Raw genomic sequence first — 15,896 nt, 5'->3', positions numbered from 1 at the left:
CCAACAGCTTTTTCTTGCCCGCGTCGAATGCCGAAAACGAAGGGAACAAGGCTCACGGATGGGGCCGGGATCCTGCGGCTCGGGAGGGCTGCTTTGCAGGAGTCTGTCATCGGTCGGTCGGCAAGGGTCGTTCAAATACCGAACCATCTCAGGCAAGCGTTGCCGCTATACAAACTCCTATTCTTCCAGCTCCGTGAGGATGCGGTTGCGGTGCTGGATATGCTGCATCTGAATGGCGAAGAAGGTGTTTAGAAGCTTCTGAGCCTCGGTTGTGTTCGCTCCTCGGCGAGCCAAGTCCGCAATACGCTCCTCTTGCTTGGCAATATTCCGCTCGCCTTGGGCGACGTGCCGTTCGGCCTGTTCCAAATGGCGAAGCTGCATTGCGCGGTCCACGAGGCAACCTAGAACAGAGTTGGACAGTTCCCAAACGCAGGCCCGATGTCATCCCGGCAAGAAAATTGTCTAGCATAAAAGGACGCCAAATGAAGCTGTCTCACTCGGGAGTGAGCTTGTAAACGTCACCGGGTTGGAGGTTGAGTTCCTGAAACAGCCCTTGCTGCTTTTCCGTAACAAGCGCTGGTACAATTTCCGCCGTCCAGCCTTCGGGGACAGCCGCGAGGACGAGTGTCAACGCCTGACTTGGCTTGCCGCTTCGCTGGCGGCGCATCGTCTGAGGCCACCTCCACAATCGTGAACGAATTGCCGAACGACTCTGCCATCGATGGCTAATCCGACGACGTGCTGCAAGTTGCAACAACTAGCTGGGATGGGCCACGGTCGGTAAGCAGCCTTGACCGGGAATTAAGTTTCCCGGCAAGCCGAACTATGGGCCCCCGCCAAGGCTCTCAGGGGCCTCCTGGACGTGCGCTACGGCACCCGCGACGGATCGGACTGCGCCGAGTTCTCAGGGGAAGGGCGAGACGCCCGTGACCTGAAGGTGTCGCGGAACACGGTTCGGAAGGTGCTGAGGTCGGGAGAGACCTCCTTCGAGTACGAGCGGCAGGTGCAGCCGCGGCCAAAGCTGGGACGATGGGCAGCGAGGTCGCGCTTGCGACTAAAGCCCCATTCGATTCCACCGCCGTCCTTCACGACACCGGTGACGTGTTGGCCGAGCCTCTTTTCGAGTTCGCGGGACCAAGGCACGAGCTGGAAACCGAGCCCATTATCGATATGGCGAAGCGTCCCGAGGTGAGCGTCAGCCTGGCGATACGTTCCCGCCACATGCTCCCCGGAGGCGGCATTCACGCGAGGCAGGCCGGTGCCGACCGAGACCTTTGCTGCCACCTCGTCCAGTTCGCGTCGACGCAACGTGTCCAGGAGATCGTGCTGCAGGATGATGCGTTGGCCCTGCCGCCGGGCCAGGCCCTGCTGGATCAGATGCTCGGTACGGGCCTCCATGGCGTCGCGGATCTCGCGGCCAAATCCACCCATGGCGAGCGGTATCGGGTCGCGTTCGACGAGCCTGTAGTCGAGCCAGGTTGCTCCTTTAGCCGTCACCTGCCCACCGAGATCGAGGTCGGAACGGGTCGCTAGCACCACGGTCGGTCGCGGATCGCCGGCTTGACCCAAGCGTCGGACCTCGACGATACCGCCGACCGGCGGTGCATGTTCGAAAGCCTCGAGCCCTCAAAAGCACACATGGTGCGCCCGTCCGTCTGTTCCGTCGATCAGAGCATAGGCCTCGCCGGTCAGTTCGTCATGCAGTCCACGGTCGACAAGTCGTCCGACAATCTGGAATGTCGGCTGGCCGCCCTCGATAATGAAGTCGGCAACGCCGCGAGCTTCTCCGCGCTCGGCAAAGGCGCGGTGCACTGTCTCGATGATGTCGCCGCGCATACCGAGGTCGCGCAAGCTGCGCTCGGCCTCGAGTCCGACCATCCATTCCTCTGGCGCGGCGGGTGCGGCGAGGCCCATCTTCTCCAGGTGTTGAAGACGACCGACCATCAGGCGCCGGATCTCGGGATCGGACTTACCGGGATTCTCCGGGCGAAGATCGATCGAGCCTGTCTCATCGGCCATCAGCCGGATCTCTCGGTCGAGCCGCGTCCATCGTTCCGCCGTGACTTCCCTCTCGAGCGAATTGCGGATCTCGTGCTCCGGCTTTGGACCGAGTTCGATGGCGACCAGTTCCTCGACGCGTCAGCGCAGGCCTTGGCTGATGTAGTCGCGGGAGATCACGAGATCCGCTCCTTCCTCATCTACTCCCCGAACGAGAAGACGAACGTGAGGGTTGTCGGTGTTCCAATGATCGACAGCCACCCAATCGAGGCGCGTACCAAGGTCGATTTCCATCTGTCTGGCGAGATCGCGGGTAAAGGCCTTCAGGTCGGTCATGTCGCCGGCGTCCTCGGGTGAGACGATGAACCTGAATGATGCCGGTCGTCCTTGCAGCGTTCTGCGAAAGCTGCGCTATCGGTGCGGCCACCGGCGGCATCGAACATCTCTCCGCTCGCCGCTCCGGGTCACGCCGTCACGCTTCAGATATAAAATGTGGGTCGTCAGCGGCGCTGAGCGAAAGGCTCGCCCTGTGTGACGAACCACGCGTGCCTTCACCACAACGCGGCGTGTCGGGCTGAACAATCTGGCGCGGCTAAAGGACAGCCTGCCGCGGCCAAACGTCGAGCGCCCATAGGCTGCAGCACGCCTGCCAGCTGCGGCCTGCCCCGAGGTGTGTCCTGCTTTCTTCGCGGCCCGCAGCACCTGGTTGATGAAGCTCTTCGGCTTCGGCGCGCGGGTACTGCGGATGCGTCCAGGCCGAATACGCAGATCGCTGTCGCCCACGCTCACGCAAGGCCTGCCAACGATCAAAATCGCACATGGTGCCGAAGACGCCTTTGATTCCATTGGTCAAAATGCAAAGCGCGGCACGCGCCCCGACTGACCGGCACGCCAAAACCCAAGCCATGCCAATGGCTTGCGGTTCGACCGGCGAGCCCCTTTTATCTCGCCTTCCTAATCGGGCATGCAAAGTCAATCCACGTCTACGCTTTTCTGCGACTTTCTGCACTTCAAACATCACGCACTCCTTGCAACACAACGCACACACCTCACCAAAGCCGCGACCGCGGTTTGCATTCTCCAGGCGGGGTCCATGCGTTCCTTCGCGTTCAGCACTATGGCCGTCGCATGCTCTTCATCAGGTTCGTAAACAGGGCTGTCCAAGCAGTCTGGCGCTCTCATCACGTAAAGCAGGCAAGAAATAGGGGACATTCCCCGTTTCGCGGCCCGCCAGGGGACGCTCACCGCGCGCCCGGATCTCTAATTGTTGCTCCTTCTCAGCATGCCGGCTGCAGCACCAGCGCTCATCCTCCGTGATCCAACAGAAGTTACTGCGCAGGCTTTAAGCGCAATCGTTGCGTGACCTTGGCACCGAAGCCGACGTGGAAGTCGGTCTCATTGACCCACATCCTGTGCAGAATGCTCGCAAGCTTGCGTACAGCCGCGACGCCGCGCACAACATGCTCGACCGCTTGGCGATCCGCAGGCCCCAAGCCCGCAAGGCCGACCATTTCCTGACCCGCAGCAACAAGCTAGCGGCCGCCTCGCAGAGCGCTTAGCGAACTGCGACGTCGCCCTGTTTGGTAATTCGGCCTTCGAAGTCGATGGACGTTCCAGACTGGTGTCGCCTTGGCGTCAGACCAAAATGCGCGCCGACTGTCCGAGATCGCGCAAACCGGAGAGGGTCATCGACACCAACCTTGAACGAAAGAGCCGCAACGGGACCGACGCCGGGTACGGTCATCAGCCGACGACAAATCGTATCATGTTGGACCACCTGCAGGAGTACCTTATGCAATCGTTCGTAACCCTCGAAGATCGCTCGCCGTACGTCCAACATGGCCTCGATCATCACGGAGAATACCGGATCGCTGTGCTCGATGAGCTCGCGGACCTGCGCTTCGTATCCTCCGCGGCCGACCGCTCCAACCATCAAACCGTAAGCCCTCAGCGTGCCACGAATGTGGTTCTCGAGGTCGATCATCTTGCGCTTGAGCAGCTTCCTGTTCGCCAGCAGCGAGCGCATTTTCTGCATCTCGATGTTCTTGACATGGACGGCGCGATACCAGCCCAGCCGCATCATCTGCGCGATGCCGCGCGCATCGTTGCGGTCGGTCTTATTGCGCATTGTCGAAAGCGAAACGCGCATATGGCGCGCTTCTACGACAATCATCGGAAGTCCAGCTGGTTGCAATTCGCGATACAGCCAGAAGCCTAGCGATGACGCCTCGACCCCCACTCTATCGAGGCGATCCGCGCAGCCCTCTACAGCGGAGCGGATCGCCTCTGGCTCCGTGCTGACCTTGACTTCGCGAACCGTGAGACCCTCGCCATCAACGATGCAAACGCTGGTTTCTTCAAGGCCGACGTCCAGTCCAACGTACAGTTTCATCGGAGCTCTCCCTTGTGGCAACGACCTTGCAAGTCGTTGCACCAGGCTCCAGATTCGGCCACGACCGTCTTATCCCCGTGCATCGGTATCTCGAAGCCCGATTTGAAGAGCTGTCCTGCTGTCGTGCGTCCCCACCTCCATCGCCTTTCCGCACATTCTTCTCCAGCGCACGCCAATGCTTGCGAGGTTGCGCATTCGGTCATCGCGGGCGTCCTGCATCAGATCTCGCGACGAACAACCCTGTTGCCTGTGGCACGATGGCCGAGATGTTGTGAACGGCAGCGGCCGTCGGAGCCCGGTTCGGCGGGCGCCCAGGCTGCAGCCGTGCATCGGTCTTCGAGCTTCCAGACCGCACAACGAAGAGCACCGCTGCCGATCGCTGCAGGTTCGCAACTGCCTCCGAACCTGTGATGTCGTCGCCGACCACTGGTCCAAGCTTGTCCAAATTGGCCTGGGTCTCAGCTGGCAATGGACGGCCGGCCAGATGCGTCTCGTAGCGAGCAGGTCCGGCGTTGTAGGCTGCAAGGAAGCCCGGTGAACCATACCGATCGTGCATTTCGCGAAGATACGCAGTACCCGCAAGAATATTGTCGCTGGGATCGTACGGATCGCTGCCGAGATGGTACCGCAGGTGCAGATCTGCCCAAGTCTCCGGCATGATCTGCATCAGCCCCATGTCGCCTTTCGGTGACTTGGCGCGCACGTCTCCAACGCTTTCGACGTCTATGACTGCGCGTATCCAGTGCACCGGGACGCCGAAGCGACGCGAGGCCTCCTCGACGAAAGCCGCAAATGGATCGCCAGTTCGATAACTCGCCGTAGCCACCGCAGGTCGCATCCGGGCGACAGCAGTAGCGTTATTGACGGCCAGGACGAGGAACAGCGGCACGACAACGCGCAGGCTTCTCTCGAACAAGCACAAGCATGCCGCCGTGCGCGCGCCCGTCCAGGGTAAAGTCGCTTCGCGCCGGCCTTCCGGCCGCCCTGGACCGCCGCTGCGCGCGACGGCTGTGCGTTTGTTGGTCGGGACGGAGGAATGGTGCCGCACTCGGTCGAACAGAGGAATGGCAGATCGGACTCTCAACACGCGCACGATCAGTCCTCCCAAGTCCACACAGGGAACGCTCGGCCAATCACGGCCGATGTCGGCAAGAACCCGAAATAGCGGCCATCCAGCGAGTTGGCGGACTGCCAGTTCATGACGAAGAATTCGCCCTCGCCGACGACGCGGCAGCCCTGCCATTTCGGGAGCGGTCGGCCGCGGTCATCGCGCTCCCGCGCTTGCCCCATTTCGATCGCGTCGACAGAAACTGTGAGCCCGTTTCGGCAGACGGTCTGCCCCGGAAGCGCCAGCACGCGCTTAAGCATCGGCACTCTGGCCGGCAGATAGCCGTTCAGGTCGAGGAAGCTTGCAAGCGGCTCCGGTGGCTGTACGGCGAGGAGTTCCGTGACGAAACAGGCTGTCAACCGGTCGCAAACGATAGAGGCCGAACGGTACGCTCTCGGATGCATTCCAGACGTAGAGCGGCGTGATCTCGAGAACGATAGGCGCGATAAGAGCCGCGGCACCGCCGAGCATCGCGGTCAGCGTCTTGAACCTGCCGATCATCGCATGATCCTCTGCCGGTGAAGCCACGCCTGGTGGCCCACGGGTGGCAGGAGCTTTGCGGCTCCCAGCACCCTGCGTATGGGTGTCGGAATTCGCGCGCACCTCGGCTCATCCCAAAGTCCGCTTGCCATTCGCGCGTTGCTCGTGCATTGCGCCGAACCCATAGACATCCCGCATGTCGAGGTCCGGGGTCGCGCCTCTCAACATCTTGCCGAAATTGCGATCTGCAATGACGATACCGTCCGCGTCGTGTTCGAGGGAACGATCACCGCATCCAAGTACATAAGGGCGCCAATCCCCGTTCCTGACGAACCTCTTGAAGGGCTGGTCAAGATCAAGGAGACGCTTGTTTACGCGACCGAAGTCGACCCCCACCATCCAGGCAACTACACGCGCGCGGGTCTGGATGTGATCTTTCGACCGAACAGCGGGCAAGGTACGTGACAAGGCAACGCATGCTGTATCGAAGAGCTTCTTCGGCAAGGATCGGCCCACGGTCGCCGAAGACGAGTTGCGCCGCGACGCCTGGAATGGGAGAATTGCCTCCATGCCGAGAATACATATCGGGGACGCTCGCTCGATGCTCCCGCATTCAATTCACTACAATGCGCGCGCGGAAGGACACAACAGCAAGAAAAAGCAGGAGCTGAAATACGCGCTCATCGTGTCTGTTACGGCGCGCCGCGTGACCGACCTCTACAATCGCATCGTGCGCCGTTACCGCGGAACGTTGGAAGCGCTCATGCCTGTGATTGAAATCCCTGTGCGTGTCGAAAGCCAGGAGGAATAACCTCGTGAGCTATTCGAAACGCGTCCTCTTCGGCAATGACCCGGAAGACGAGCCGGTGCGCGCTAAGCTTCAAGAGCAAGCCGAGGCCCTTCTAAGATCATTCACCTTCAAAATCCCGATGCGCCGCGAAAATCGCCTTCCTGGGCCCCACTGGGATTCCCGATGACCATTGGTACTGCAATGCGCCGTCGATGAATTGAGCATCGCGACGATCAAGGTCAACGATCAGTTGTGCGCACGCTCAGAAGCCGAGGCAAAGATCATCAAAAAGAGAGCTGAAGAGTTCTACAATGGCTTCCTCCAGGAAGACGTTCGGATACCCGCGAAGCTATAAGTCGGCGTGATGCGTTAGCGATCAAGCGAGTCCATGCTGCGTCCTTGCTGCGTGGAGCCGCCGATACAAGTTGGTAGTCATTGAAATTGAACGGGAATTTTTGCGAACGATGCCGCGTCGGAATTCGTGGGACGGAATCGCAATTTTTGCGATGAAATAAGAGAATTTCAGAGGGTTTGGTGGTTGGGGCGGCAGGATTCGAACCTACGTCTGGTGGAATCAAAATCGGCTGCGGCGGGCCTCGGCGCGAAACGATGATTTCTTCTCGGGCGCGGTCGCAACCATACCAGGTTCGCTCCAGGACCGACCTCCGTAAAACTCGACGAACGCGATCGAATGCAAGACACGTGCAGGCTACCGTACCGACCGACAGCAAAAACTTCAGAAAACTTAGCCAATCCATCTCGTTCTCAACGACAACCTTGGGGGAGCGAAGGTTGATATTCGATCCTCGCGAATAGACAAGGTGGTCAAACATTCAGATGGAAACCACCCCAAGGTGGCTGGGCAAATGTGCATGGTTCACGGAGCCGACGATCAAGAGGGCCGACAGTTGCGGCGCGGTCGTGCCTGTAACAGCTTGGCGAGGCTCATTCGCTTCCCGAAAAAGATTGCCGGCGCTTCACATTATCGAGAGCCAGCCGAGCGAAAACTCGAAAAAACACCGTTTGAAAAACCGTTTTAGTTCGGCCGTCTCAAACGGTCTCTCTCGCTAAGGTCCTGATTTATATGGTGGGCGCACCAGGGCTCGAACCTGGGACCCGCTGATTAAGAGTCAGCTGCTCTACCAACTGAGCTATGCGCCCGAAAGGCGGTCAAGGCCTTGCGAGGCCGGTCGTTTAGCAAAGCGATCCGGGTATGGCAAGCGATCGGACGTAAGTTTTCCAAGGTCTCGTCCACAGGAACGGAAATGCGAAAAGCCGCTGGATTCCAGCGGCTTCGCCAGGGTTTACGGCCTGAGAACCGGTCCGTTCAGAGCCGGCCCTCCCGGTCCCGGTCGGGACCGCGGTCACGGTCGAAGCGGTCATGGTGGAAGTGGTCCATGCCCCGTTCCATCATGCGGTCCATGCGCTCCTTGAAGTGGTAGTGGCGCGGGCCGTCCTCGCCGCCGCCGAACGGGCCGCGGTGCCGGGTCAGCACGGCGAGACGCCGCTTCTGGCCCTCGTCGAGGGTCTTGTAGAGCGGATCGGCGGCATCGGCGATCTTCTTCAGGGCGGCGGAGCTGGCGCCCATGTCCTCGGCCCGCTGGCGCAGGCGGGCGATCGGATCCTCGGCCCTGTCGGCATCGCCCGGCCCGGCATTCATCCGCGCATTGGCACGGTCGATGCGCAGCTTGGCGAACTCCCGCACCGCCGCCTCGACCGGCGGCCACAGCTTCTCCTGATCTGCGTTAAGCCTCAAGCCGGCATGGACGGCGGCGATCCGCGCATCGACGAAGGCGGCCCGGTCCTCGGGGTTCATGCGCATGTGGCGGACGTGCTCCATCCACGGGCGATGATATTGGGCGTAGACCGCGCCCGAGCCGGCGATGCTGAGCACGGCGATGGCTGCGATGGTGAATTTCTTCATCCTGACCTCCTCTGGAAAGGTGCCCGTGAGGATGAGCGCGAGGGGGCTGACGCGCAACTTACAACTTGGACAGGAAGGGGTCCTTGCAGAGATGTAACTGCCGTGAATGTCCGTTCAGATGCAAACTGAAACGATCTGCAACAAAAAGGGCTTCCGTGCGCTGCGCGGAAGCCCTTCGTTGGGGTCGCCCCGTCGAGGTCAGTTCGTCGGGCTCTTGGCTTCCTTCAGGAACTCGTCGATCAGCCCCTGGCCGATGCGGCCCGCGGCCTCCTTGTAGACCGGCTCCATCGCCTTGCGCATCGCCTCGTCCTGATCGGCCGTCAGCTTGATGATCTCGCTCTTGCCGCTCTTCTTGATCTCGGCCAGCGCGTCATCGTTCTCCTTCTGCGACTGCGCGTTGCTGAATTCGGTCGCCTCTTTCATCGCCTTCGACAATGGGTCACGGATGTCGGCCGGCAGATCGTCCCAGAACTTCTTGTTCACGATCACGACGTAGCCGATGTAGCCGTGATTGGTCTCGGTGATGTACTTCTGAACCTCGTGCATCTTCTGGGTATAGATGTTCGACCAGGTGTTCTCCTGGCCGTCGACCACGCCGGTCTGGAGTGCCTGGTAGACTTCCGAGAACGCCATCACCTGCGGCAGCGAGCCGAGCGACTTGAACTGGGCCTGGATCACGCGCGAGGATTGGATGCGGAATTTCACGCCCTGATAGTCGGCCGGCGTGATCAGCTTCTTGTTCGCGCTCATCTGCTTGAAGCCGTTGTCCCAATAGGCAAGGCCGGTGATGCCCTTGGCATCCAGCAGCTTCAGCAGTTTGGTGCCGAGCGGCCCTTCCGTCACCTTCCGCAGTGTCTTGATGTCGGGCAGGATGTAGGGCAGGTCGAACACCTCGAACTCGCGGATGCCGAGCGGGCCGAACTTGGAGTTGGACGGCGCCAGCATCTGCACGCTGCCGAGCTGAAGCGCCTCGAGCTCTTCCTTGTCCTTGTAGAGCGTCGAGTTCGGATAGACCTCGACCTTGACTTTGCCGCCGGTGTACTTCTCGGCGAGCTCCTTGAACTTCTCCGCGCCCTTGCCTTTCGGCGTGTCGGTGGCGACAACGTGGCTGAATTTGATGATGATCGGTGATTGAGCCGATGCCGGCCCGCTCAAGCCAAGTGCCAGAACCGCGATGGAGGCGGCGATCGCCAAGGTGCGCATAGTCTCTCCCTGTTGTTCGTTTGAGCCCCCGGCGGCGCCGGGTGACCAATCTTATGCCGGCTACATCAATAGCGGCTCGCCTGCAGGGCCGCTATTGGCTCTTAGCAGGACAGGCATTCATGGTGAATACCGCTAGCACTGCTGCGCTCCCTCTCCCGCTCGCGGGAAAGGGTTGCGGAGAGGGTGTCTCCACAACGGGACAATCCTCGGGAAGAGAGAGCCCTCACCCGGCGCTACGCGCCGACCTCTCCCGCTAGCGGGAGAGGAGTAAGAACTCGCAGCTTCGCTTGTCAGCTCGCCGCCGCCGTCGTCACATTGTCGCGCTGGCGCTTCATGACGATCTTGTTGAGCGCGCCGAGATAGGCCTTGGCCGAAGCCACCAGGGTATCCGGATCCGCCGCGCGCGCCGTCATCGAGCGGCCGTCCTGCGCCAGCCGCACCGACACTTCCGCCTGCGCGTCGGTACCTTCGGTGACTGCGTGCACCTGGTACAACTCGAGCTTGGCCTCGTGCGGCACCAGGCGCTTGATGCAGTTGAAGACGGCATCGACCGGCCCGTTGCCCTCGGCTTCCTCGATCTTGATCTGGCCGTCGACGTCGAGCTTCATGGTCGCGCGCTGCGGGCCGTGGGTGCCGGCGATCACGGTCAGCGAGGTCAGCTTGATGCGGTCGTGGGAGGCCGCCATCTCCTCGTCGACCAGCGCCTCGATGTCCTCGTCGTAGATGTCCTTCTTGCGGTCGGCCAGCGCCTTCATCCGCGTGAACGCATCTTCCAACTGGTTCGGACCGAGCTTGTAGCCCATCTCCTCCAGCTTGTGCACGAAGGCATGGCGACCGGAATGCTTGCCCAGCACCAGCGAGGACTGCTTCAGGCCGACCATCTCGGGGCGCATGATCTCGTAGGTCGAAGCGTCCTTCAGCACGCCGTCCTGGTGAATGCCGCTCTCATGAGCGAAGGCATTCCGGCCGACGATCGCCTTGTTGTACTGGACCGGGAACGAGGTCGCTGCCGACACCAGCTTCGAGGCGCGGGTGAGCTGGGTGGTGTCGATCTTGTTCCAGTAGGGGAATTTGTCGTTGCGCACGTTGATCGCCATCACGATCTCTTCGAGAGCGGCATTGCCGGCGCGCTCGCCGATGCCGTTGATGGTGCACTCGACCTGGCGCGCGCCGCCGGTGATGCCGGCCAGCGAGTTGGCGACCGCCATGCCGAGATCGTTATGGCAGTGCACGGAGAACACCGCCTTATCCGAGTTCGGCACGCGCTCGATCAACGTCCTCATGAAGTGGGTATATTCCTCCGGCACCGTATAACCGACGGTGTCGGGGATGTTCACCGTGGTGGCGCCGGCCTTGATCACGGCCTCGACGATGCGGCACAAAAAGTCCATCTCGCTGCGGGTACCGTCTTCCGCCGACCATTCGACGTCGTCGATCTGGTTGCGGGCGCGCGCGACCATGGCGACCGAGGTCTCGATCACCTGCTCCGGGGTCTTGTTCAGCTTCACGCGCATGTGCAGCGGCGAGGTCGCGATCACGGTGTGGACGCGGCCGCGCTTGGCGAACTTCACGGCCTCGGCGCAGCGGTCGATGTCGGCGGGATGGGCGCGCGACAGACCTGCGATGACGGCGTTCTTGGAGCGGCGGGCGATCTCGCTGACCGCCTGGAAGTCGCCTTCGGAGGTGATCGGAAAGCCCGCCTCGATGACGTCGACGCCCATATCATCCAGCAGTTCGGCGACCTCGAGCTTCTCCTCGAAGGTCATGGTGGCGCCGGGGCACTGCTCGCCGTCGCGCAGCGTGGTGTCGAAAATGATGACGCGGTCCTTCTCGGACTTGTTCACGGTGGCCATTCCTAGATTTCCTTTTGAGCGTTTGCGCCGTTCAGAGCCCGTTTCAGTCCCTTGGCGCTTGAGGTGTCCGTTGATCTCGACCAACCCCTGAGCGCCCAGGCGCATGGCGCCCAGCCGGCCCTCAGGGGCAAGTAAGAAGAAGGCCGCCAATAAGGAGGGTGGGCAGCAGTGCAGCCGGGATCGCGGCGGCGGCCAGAGCCACCTCCCCCGAAATCCCCTCGATTTGGCCGCGAATCAGCATTGCCAGACCCTGCAGAGCCTCAAATCCTCGGTCAAAACCATTGACGGTTGGTTTCCGGGAGGGGCCCGATGTGGCCGTTTCTAGACGAGAAATGGCCGCAACTGCAACGCCAAAAGATGGTCAACATAGGTGACCTAAAAGCGATAGGCCTACGCCGTGCCGGTGCGGCGGGCGCGTGCCCTGTTCTCCCAACGGTTCAGCATTTGGCCGAGCTCGCCAGTGGGCGCAGGGGTGCCGGTCTTCGCGATCTCGTTGGTGTTGGCCGGCGCATTGGCTGAGAGCCAGTCCGGCTCAGCGTACTCGCGCCAGCGGCGTGCCTCCGCGCGCCTTTTTCGGGAGACGTAATCTCGCGTGAAATAGCCAGCCGCAAAGGCAAACGAGAGAAGGATGACCAGGATGACGACTTGCACAATGAGCTCCGGCTTTATCCCCTAGCGCCCTGCAATCCAAACGCACTCGAAGGTGACGAAATTGCGACCCGCGATCACGCCGCGGTTTCAAGTCTGCCCCTCGCAACCTGACGCGGACCGGACTAACCTTCGCCTCGCTCGGCCGGATCAACCGGCGGGCCGAACATGACCGGGAGGACACGATGACACGCCAGGAGGCTCCTGAGCAGGAGCAGCGTGCGCACGATGCTGCGCTTTCACGACGAACGCTGGTCGGGGGGCTGGCGCTCGGCGCCGCGGCCACGTTGGCGGGCCCCGCGCTGGCCCAGACCGGGCCCGCCGCACCGCCGACGACGATCACGACGCCGCCGCGCGATTTCGGCCCGGGCGGCGCGCCGACGACCTATTTCTGGGACCCCGACATCATCGCGGTCGATCCGTCCTTCAACGATCTCGCCCAGCCCAACACCGCGATCAAGCGCCTCTATACCGGGCTGCTCTGGGCCGAAGGCCCGGCGTGGAGTGCGCAGGGCCGCTATCTCTTGTGGAGCGACATTCCCAACAACCGGCAAATGCGCTGGACCGAGGACGACGGCCGCGTCAGCGTGTTCCGCTCGCCCTCCAACAATTCCAACGGCAACTCGTTCGACTTCCAGGGCCGCCAGCTCTCCTGCGAACACCTGACACGGCGGGTGACGCGCTACGAGCATGACGGCACCGCCACCGTGCTCGCCGAGTCCTACCAGGGCAAGAAGCTGAACTCGCCGAACGACATCGCCGCGCATCCCGACGGCAGCTATTGGTTCACTGATCCGCCGTATGGCGGCCAGCTCTACGAAGGCGAGCCCGATGTCGCGGGCGGCCCGAGTAATGCCGGCGGCAAGCTCAATCCGCGGATCGGACAGCCGGCCGGCTTCGTGCCGGGCAAGCGCGAACTGCCGACCAACTGCTATCGCATCGATCCCTCCGGCCGCATCGACCTCGTCGTCACCGAAGACCAGGTGCCCGATCCGAACGGGCTGTGCTTCTCGCCCGACTACAAGAAGCTCTACATCGCCTCGACCGGCAAGGGTCCGGGCGACACCGGCCCCGGCGGCAAGGGCGAGATCTTCGTGTTCGACGTCGGCAGTGACAACAAGCTGTCGAACCTGAAGAAGTTCACCGATTGCGTGATCGACGGCGTGAAGTGCGGACCGGATGGCCTGCGTTGCGACGTCAACGGCAATCTCTGGGCCTCCAGCAATGCCGGGCGCGCCGTCGGCTACAGCGGCGTCACGGTGTGGTCGCCGGAGGGCAAGCTGCTCGGCCGCATCCGTCTGCCGGAAGTGTGCGGCAACGTCTGCTTCGGCGGCCCCAAGCGCAACCGCCTGTTCATGGCCGCGAGCCAATCGCTCTACGCCGTGTATACGGCGACGCAGGGCGCAGGGCCGGGCTGAGCGAAGAGTGCACCGCTAGCGTAGGGTGGGCAAGCGAAGCGCGCCCACCCCTCCCTCCGATACGGAACGAGATGGTGCTCACCCTACGATCCTGAGAGATTTACGTGAAATTGCGAGAGGCGCCGGCGTCGACGCCTTTGCATGAGAAGCAGTCATTCACAAGAACAGCGACGAGGCCTTCGATCCCATGCTGCCGCCGCAGGCATCGCAATAGCAGCGGCTGTATGCTATGCGAGCCGGATTGTGGCCGCAACGATCGGCTCCGTGAGGAAGTAGGCGATGCGTGTTGTAATCTGTGGCGGCGGCGTCATCGGAGCTTGCACTGCTTATTTCCTCCGCCGGCATGGTGTCGATGTCATCGTCGTCGAACGGACCGCCGTGGCGGCTGCAGCCTCCGGCAAAGCCGGCGGCTTTCTGGCGCGCGACTGGTGCGCGGGCACGCCCCTCGACGCCTTGGCCCGTCACAGTTTTAAGCTTCACGCGCAACTGCCCCTGGAGCTTCCCGGGCATTGGGACTACCGGCCGATGAGCGCATACAGCGGCCGGGTCGTTCCCGAAGGTGATCCGCGCCGGAACACGCGCTCTACATTCGACTGGCTCAGCAACGGCATCCACATCGCGCAGCGCATCGGCACGACCGAGACGACTGCCATCGTTCATCCCCAGAAGTTCACATCGGCCATGATGAATGCGGCGATCGCGCAAGGCGCCGAGCTGCGCCATGGCCTCTTCACGGGCATCCTGCGCGAGGCGGGTTGCACGACCGTCAAGGGCATCGGGGTGGGCGATAGCATCATCGAGGCCGACGCCGTGGTGATCGCAATGGGTCCATGGTCCCTGCTCGCCACGAAGTGGATGAGTCTGCCCGCCCTGTATGCGCAACGCAGCCCCAGCATTGTCTACGACACGGGCACACATGTATCCGCAGACGCCCTGTTTCTCGAGATGGAGATTCGCGGCCAAGTCACCCCTATCGAGGTGTTCCCCCGCCCGGACGGCACCACCTATGTGACCGCTTGTCCCGACACAGACACCTTCCCTACGGATCCGGCCCGTGTGGAGCCCGAGCCAAATCTCATGCACAGGCTGCAACAGATCTCAGAGCGACTTTCGCCGCTGTTCCGACCGGAGAAGATCATCGCCAAACAAGCGTGCTACCGCCCCGTGACAGCGGATGGCTCCCCGTTGATTGGCCGCGTGCCGCAGGAAGAAGCGCTCTACGTCGCGACTGGCCATGGGGTCTGGGGTATCCTCAATGCCCCTGCAACCGGCGAAGCACTCGCGGAGTTGATTGTCGAAGGCGCGACACGCAACGTCGACCTCGCGCCGTTCGATCCGGCCCGCCTTCCGCCACTTGATGTGCCGCGGAGGCAGTGGTCATAAGGACTCGCTCCCTGCGTTGTGAGCGCATGCCCATCGAAATCTGAACGCTTTCGGCTTCGTCAGATCATAACCGTCCCGCCGGCATCAACGGACCCATCCTGCGATCCTGCCGTTGTCCCCGACGCGGCCCGGAGCAGCCAGATGGACGATCGGCCAAGACAACCCGACCTGATACAGGATGACGGCTTCGTGCGAGTCCGGGGCGCGCGCGAGCACAATCTGAGAAACGTCGACGTCCGCATTCCTCGCAACGCCCTCGTCGTGTTCACGGGCGTATCAGGCTCGGGGAAATCCTCGCTCGCCTTCGGGACTATCTACACCGGCCTTCACCCGCGCGACGTCGAGCGCCTGATCGCGCAGCTCGAACGGATCGTTGGCAACAGCGTGATCGTGGTCGAGCATGACATGGACGACGTGGCGCACAGCGACTGGATCATCGATCTCGGGCCCGGTGCCGGTGACGAAGGCGGCAATATCGTCGCATCGGGAACGCCGCATCAGCTGGCCAAGGCCGTTGGAAAGACCGCGCGCTATCTGGCGCGGCGCTTGGAGCAGTGATCGCGGGTGTGCGGGGGTCCCTTTCGCAATTGCACTCCCGGCCCGCGGAGGACGAAACTCGACTTTCGCGATGTTGACTTTCCGCCGTCCCGCTCCCCATACTTCGCGAACAACAACAAGATCGAACGACGGTTTTGAGGG

General features: G+C 62.1%; 15 protein-coding genes, 1 tRNA gene and 2 pseudogenes. 6 read left to right on the top strand and 12 right to left on the bottom strand.

Annotated elements, in window-relative coordinates; all coding sequences use genetic code 11:
* Positions 1 to 177: 177 nt before the first annotated feature.
* From ACM43_RS25550 to ACM43_RS39000, 4 genes and pseudogenes are all read right to left on the bottom strand, one after another.
* Positions 178 to 381, bottom strand: coding sequence for a hypothetical protein (locus tag ACM43_RS25550; protein ID WP_018640766.1), 204 nt, complete (start codon positions 379 to 381; stop codon positions 178 to 180).
* 717 nt (positions 382 to 1,098) lie between these two features.
* A pseudogene (locus tag ACM43_RS39010) lies at positions 1,099 to 1,497 on the bottom strand (DUF3363 domain-containing protein); the annotation flags it as partial.
* A 129-nt stretch (positions 1,498 to 1,626) separates the two neighbouring features.
* Positions 1,627 to 1,914 carry a DUF3363 domain-containing protein gene (locus ACM43_RS39005; RefSeq protein WP_442869347.1) on the bottom strand — a complete coding sequence of 96 codons (288 nt, stop codon included), beginning with the start codon at positions 1,912 to 1,914 and terminating at the stop codon, positions 1,627 to 1,629.
* Between the two features lie 225 nt (positions 1,915 to 2,139).
* Positions 2,140 to 2,334 (bottom strand): hypothetical protein, encoded by a 195-nt coding sequence (locus tag ACM43_RS39000; RefSeq protein WP_430648216.1) that lies wholly within the window; start codon positions 2,332 to 2,334, stop codon positions 2,140 to 2,142.
* Between the two features lie 373 nt (positions 2,335 to 2,707).
* Between ACM43_RS39000 and ACM43_RS25540 the strand changes: the two genes are divergently transcribed.
* Entirely contained in the window at positions 2,708 to 2,881 is a 174-nt protein-coding gene (locus ACM43_RS25540; RefSeq protein ID WP_271544319.1) for a hypothetical protein, read from the top strand.
* Positions 2,882 to 3,326: 445 nt separating this feature from the next.
* On the opposite strand, the pseudogene ACM43_RS25535 reads toward ACM43_RS25540, so the two are convergent.
* The 3 genes and pseudogenes from ACM43_RS25535 to ACM43_RS25525 form a co-directional block, all read right to left on the bottom strand.
* Positions 3,327 to 4,390, bottom strand: a pseudogene (locus ACM43_RS25535) (IS110 family transposase).
* Between the two features lie 199 nt (positions 4,391 to 4,589).
* Positions 4,590 to 5,306, bottom strand: a complete 717-nt coding sequence (locus ACM43_RS25530) for a lytic transglycosylase domain-containing protein (protein WP_014493153.1) — start codon at positions 5,304 to 5,306, stop codon at positions 4,590 to 4,592.
* Between the two features lie 179 nt (positions 5,307 to 5,485).
* Positions 5,486 to 5,902 (bottom strand): S26 family signal peptidase, encoded by a 417-nt coding sequence (locus tag ACM43_RS25525; protein WP_271543759.1) that lies wholly within the window; start codon positions 5,900 to 5,902, stop codon positions 5,486 to 5,488.
* 175 nt (positions 5,903 to 6,077) lie between these two features.
* Between ACM43_RS25525 and ACM43_RS25520 the strand changes: the two genes are divergently transcribed.
* Positions 6,078 to 6,443: a hypothetical protein gene (locus ACM43_RS25520; protein ID WP_271543758.1), complete on the top strand. Its 366-nt coding sequence runs from the start codon at positions 6,078 to 6,080 to the stop codon at positions 6,441 to 6,443.
* 136 nt (positions 6,444 to 6,579) lie between these two features.
* Positions 6,580 to 6,789, top strand: a complete 210-nt coding sequence (locus ACM43_RS25515) for a hypothetical protein (RefSeq protein ID WP_014493150.1) — start codon at positions 6,580 to 6,582, stop codon at positions 6,787 to 6,789.
* 1,064 nt (positions 6,790 to 7,853) lie between these two features.
* Here the strand turns inward: ACM43_RS25515 and ACM43_RS25510 are convergent.
* From ACM43_RS25510 to ACM43_RS25490, 5 genes are all read right to left on the bottom strand, one after another.
* Positions 7,854 to 7,929: transfer RNA gene (locus tag ACM43_RS25510), tRNA-Lys, on the bottom strand.
* A gap of 166 nt (positions 7,930 to 8,095) precedes the next feature.
* Positions 8,096 to 8,692 (bottom strand): Spy/CpxP family protein refolding chaperone, encoded by a 597-nt coding sequence (locus tag ACM43_RS25505; protein ID WP_157284152.1) that lies wholly within the window; start codon positions 8,690 to 8,692, stop codon positions 8,096 to 8,098.
* Between the two features lie 198 nt (positions 8,693 to 8,890).
* Complete coding sequence (locus tag ACM43_RS25500; protein ID WP_271543753.1) at positions 8,891 to 9,895, bottom strand: TRAP transporter substrate-binding protein; 1,005 nt, start codon at positions 9,893 to 9,895, stop codon at positions 8,891 to 8,893.
* Positions 9,896 to 10,185: 290 nt separating this feature from the next.
* A complete protein-coding gene (locus ACM43_RS25495; RefSeq protein ID WP_036037552.1) occupies positions 10,186 to 11,748 on the bottom strand; it encodes a 2-isopropylmalate synthase in 1,563 nt (520 codons plus the stop codon).
* A gap of 390 nt (positions 11,749 to 12,138) precedes the next feature.
* A complete protein-coding gene (locus ACM43_RS25490) occupies positions 12,139 to 12,402 on the bottom strand; it encodes a hypothetical protein (RefSeq protein ID WP_271544286.1) in 264 nt (87 codons plus the stop codon).
* A gap of 179 nt (positions 12,403 to 12,581) precedes the next feature.
* Between ACM43_RS25490 and ACM43_RS25485 the strand changes: the two genes are divergently transcribed.
* From ACM43_RS25485 to ACM43_RS38995, 3 genes are all read left to right on the top strand, one after another.
* Positions 12,582 to 13,814, top strand: coding sequence for an SMP-30/gluconolactonase/LRE family protein (locus tag ACM43_RS25485; RefSeq protein WP_036006753.1), 1,233 nt, complete (start codon positions 12,582 to 12,584; stop codon positions 13,812 to 13,814).
* A gap of 279 nt (positions 13,815 to 14,093) precedes the next feature.
* On the top strand, positions 14,094 to 15,197 hold the full coding sequence (locus tag ACM43_RS25480) for an NAD(P)/FAD-dependent oxidoreductase (RefSeq protein WP_271543749.1): 1,104 nt from the start codon (positions 14,094 to 14,096) through the stop codon (positions 15,195 to 15,197).
* A 141-nt stretch (positions 15,198 to 15,338) separates the two neighbouring features.
* Entirely contained in the window at positions 15,339 to 15,755 is a 417-nt protein-coding gene (locus ACM43_RS38995) for a hypothetical protein (protein ID WP_442869345.1), read from the top strand.
* The last annotated feature ends 141 nt before the right edge of the window (positions 15,756 to 15,896 follow it).

It is taken from the genome of Bradyrhizobium sp. CCBAU 45321 (assembly GCF_028128975.1).
GTDB classification, from domain to species: domain Bacteria; phylum Pseudomonadota; class Alphaproteobacteria; order Rhizobiales; family Xanthobacteraceae; genus Bradyrhizobium; species Bradyrhizobium yuanmingense.
The sequence above is the reverse complement of the archived record's forward strand: the minus strand, read 5'-3'. Positions and strand labels throughout refer to the sequence as shown.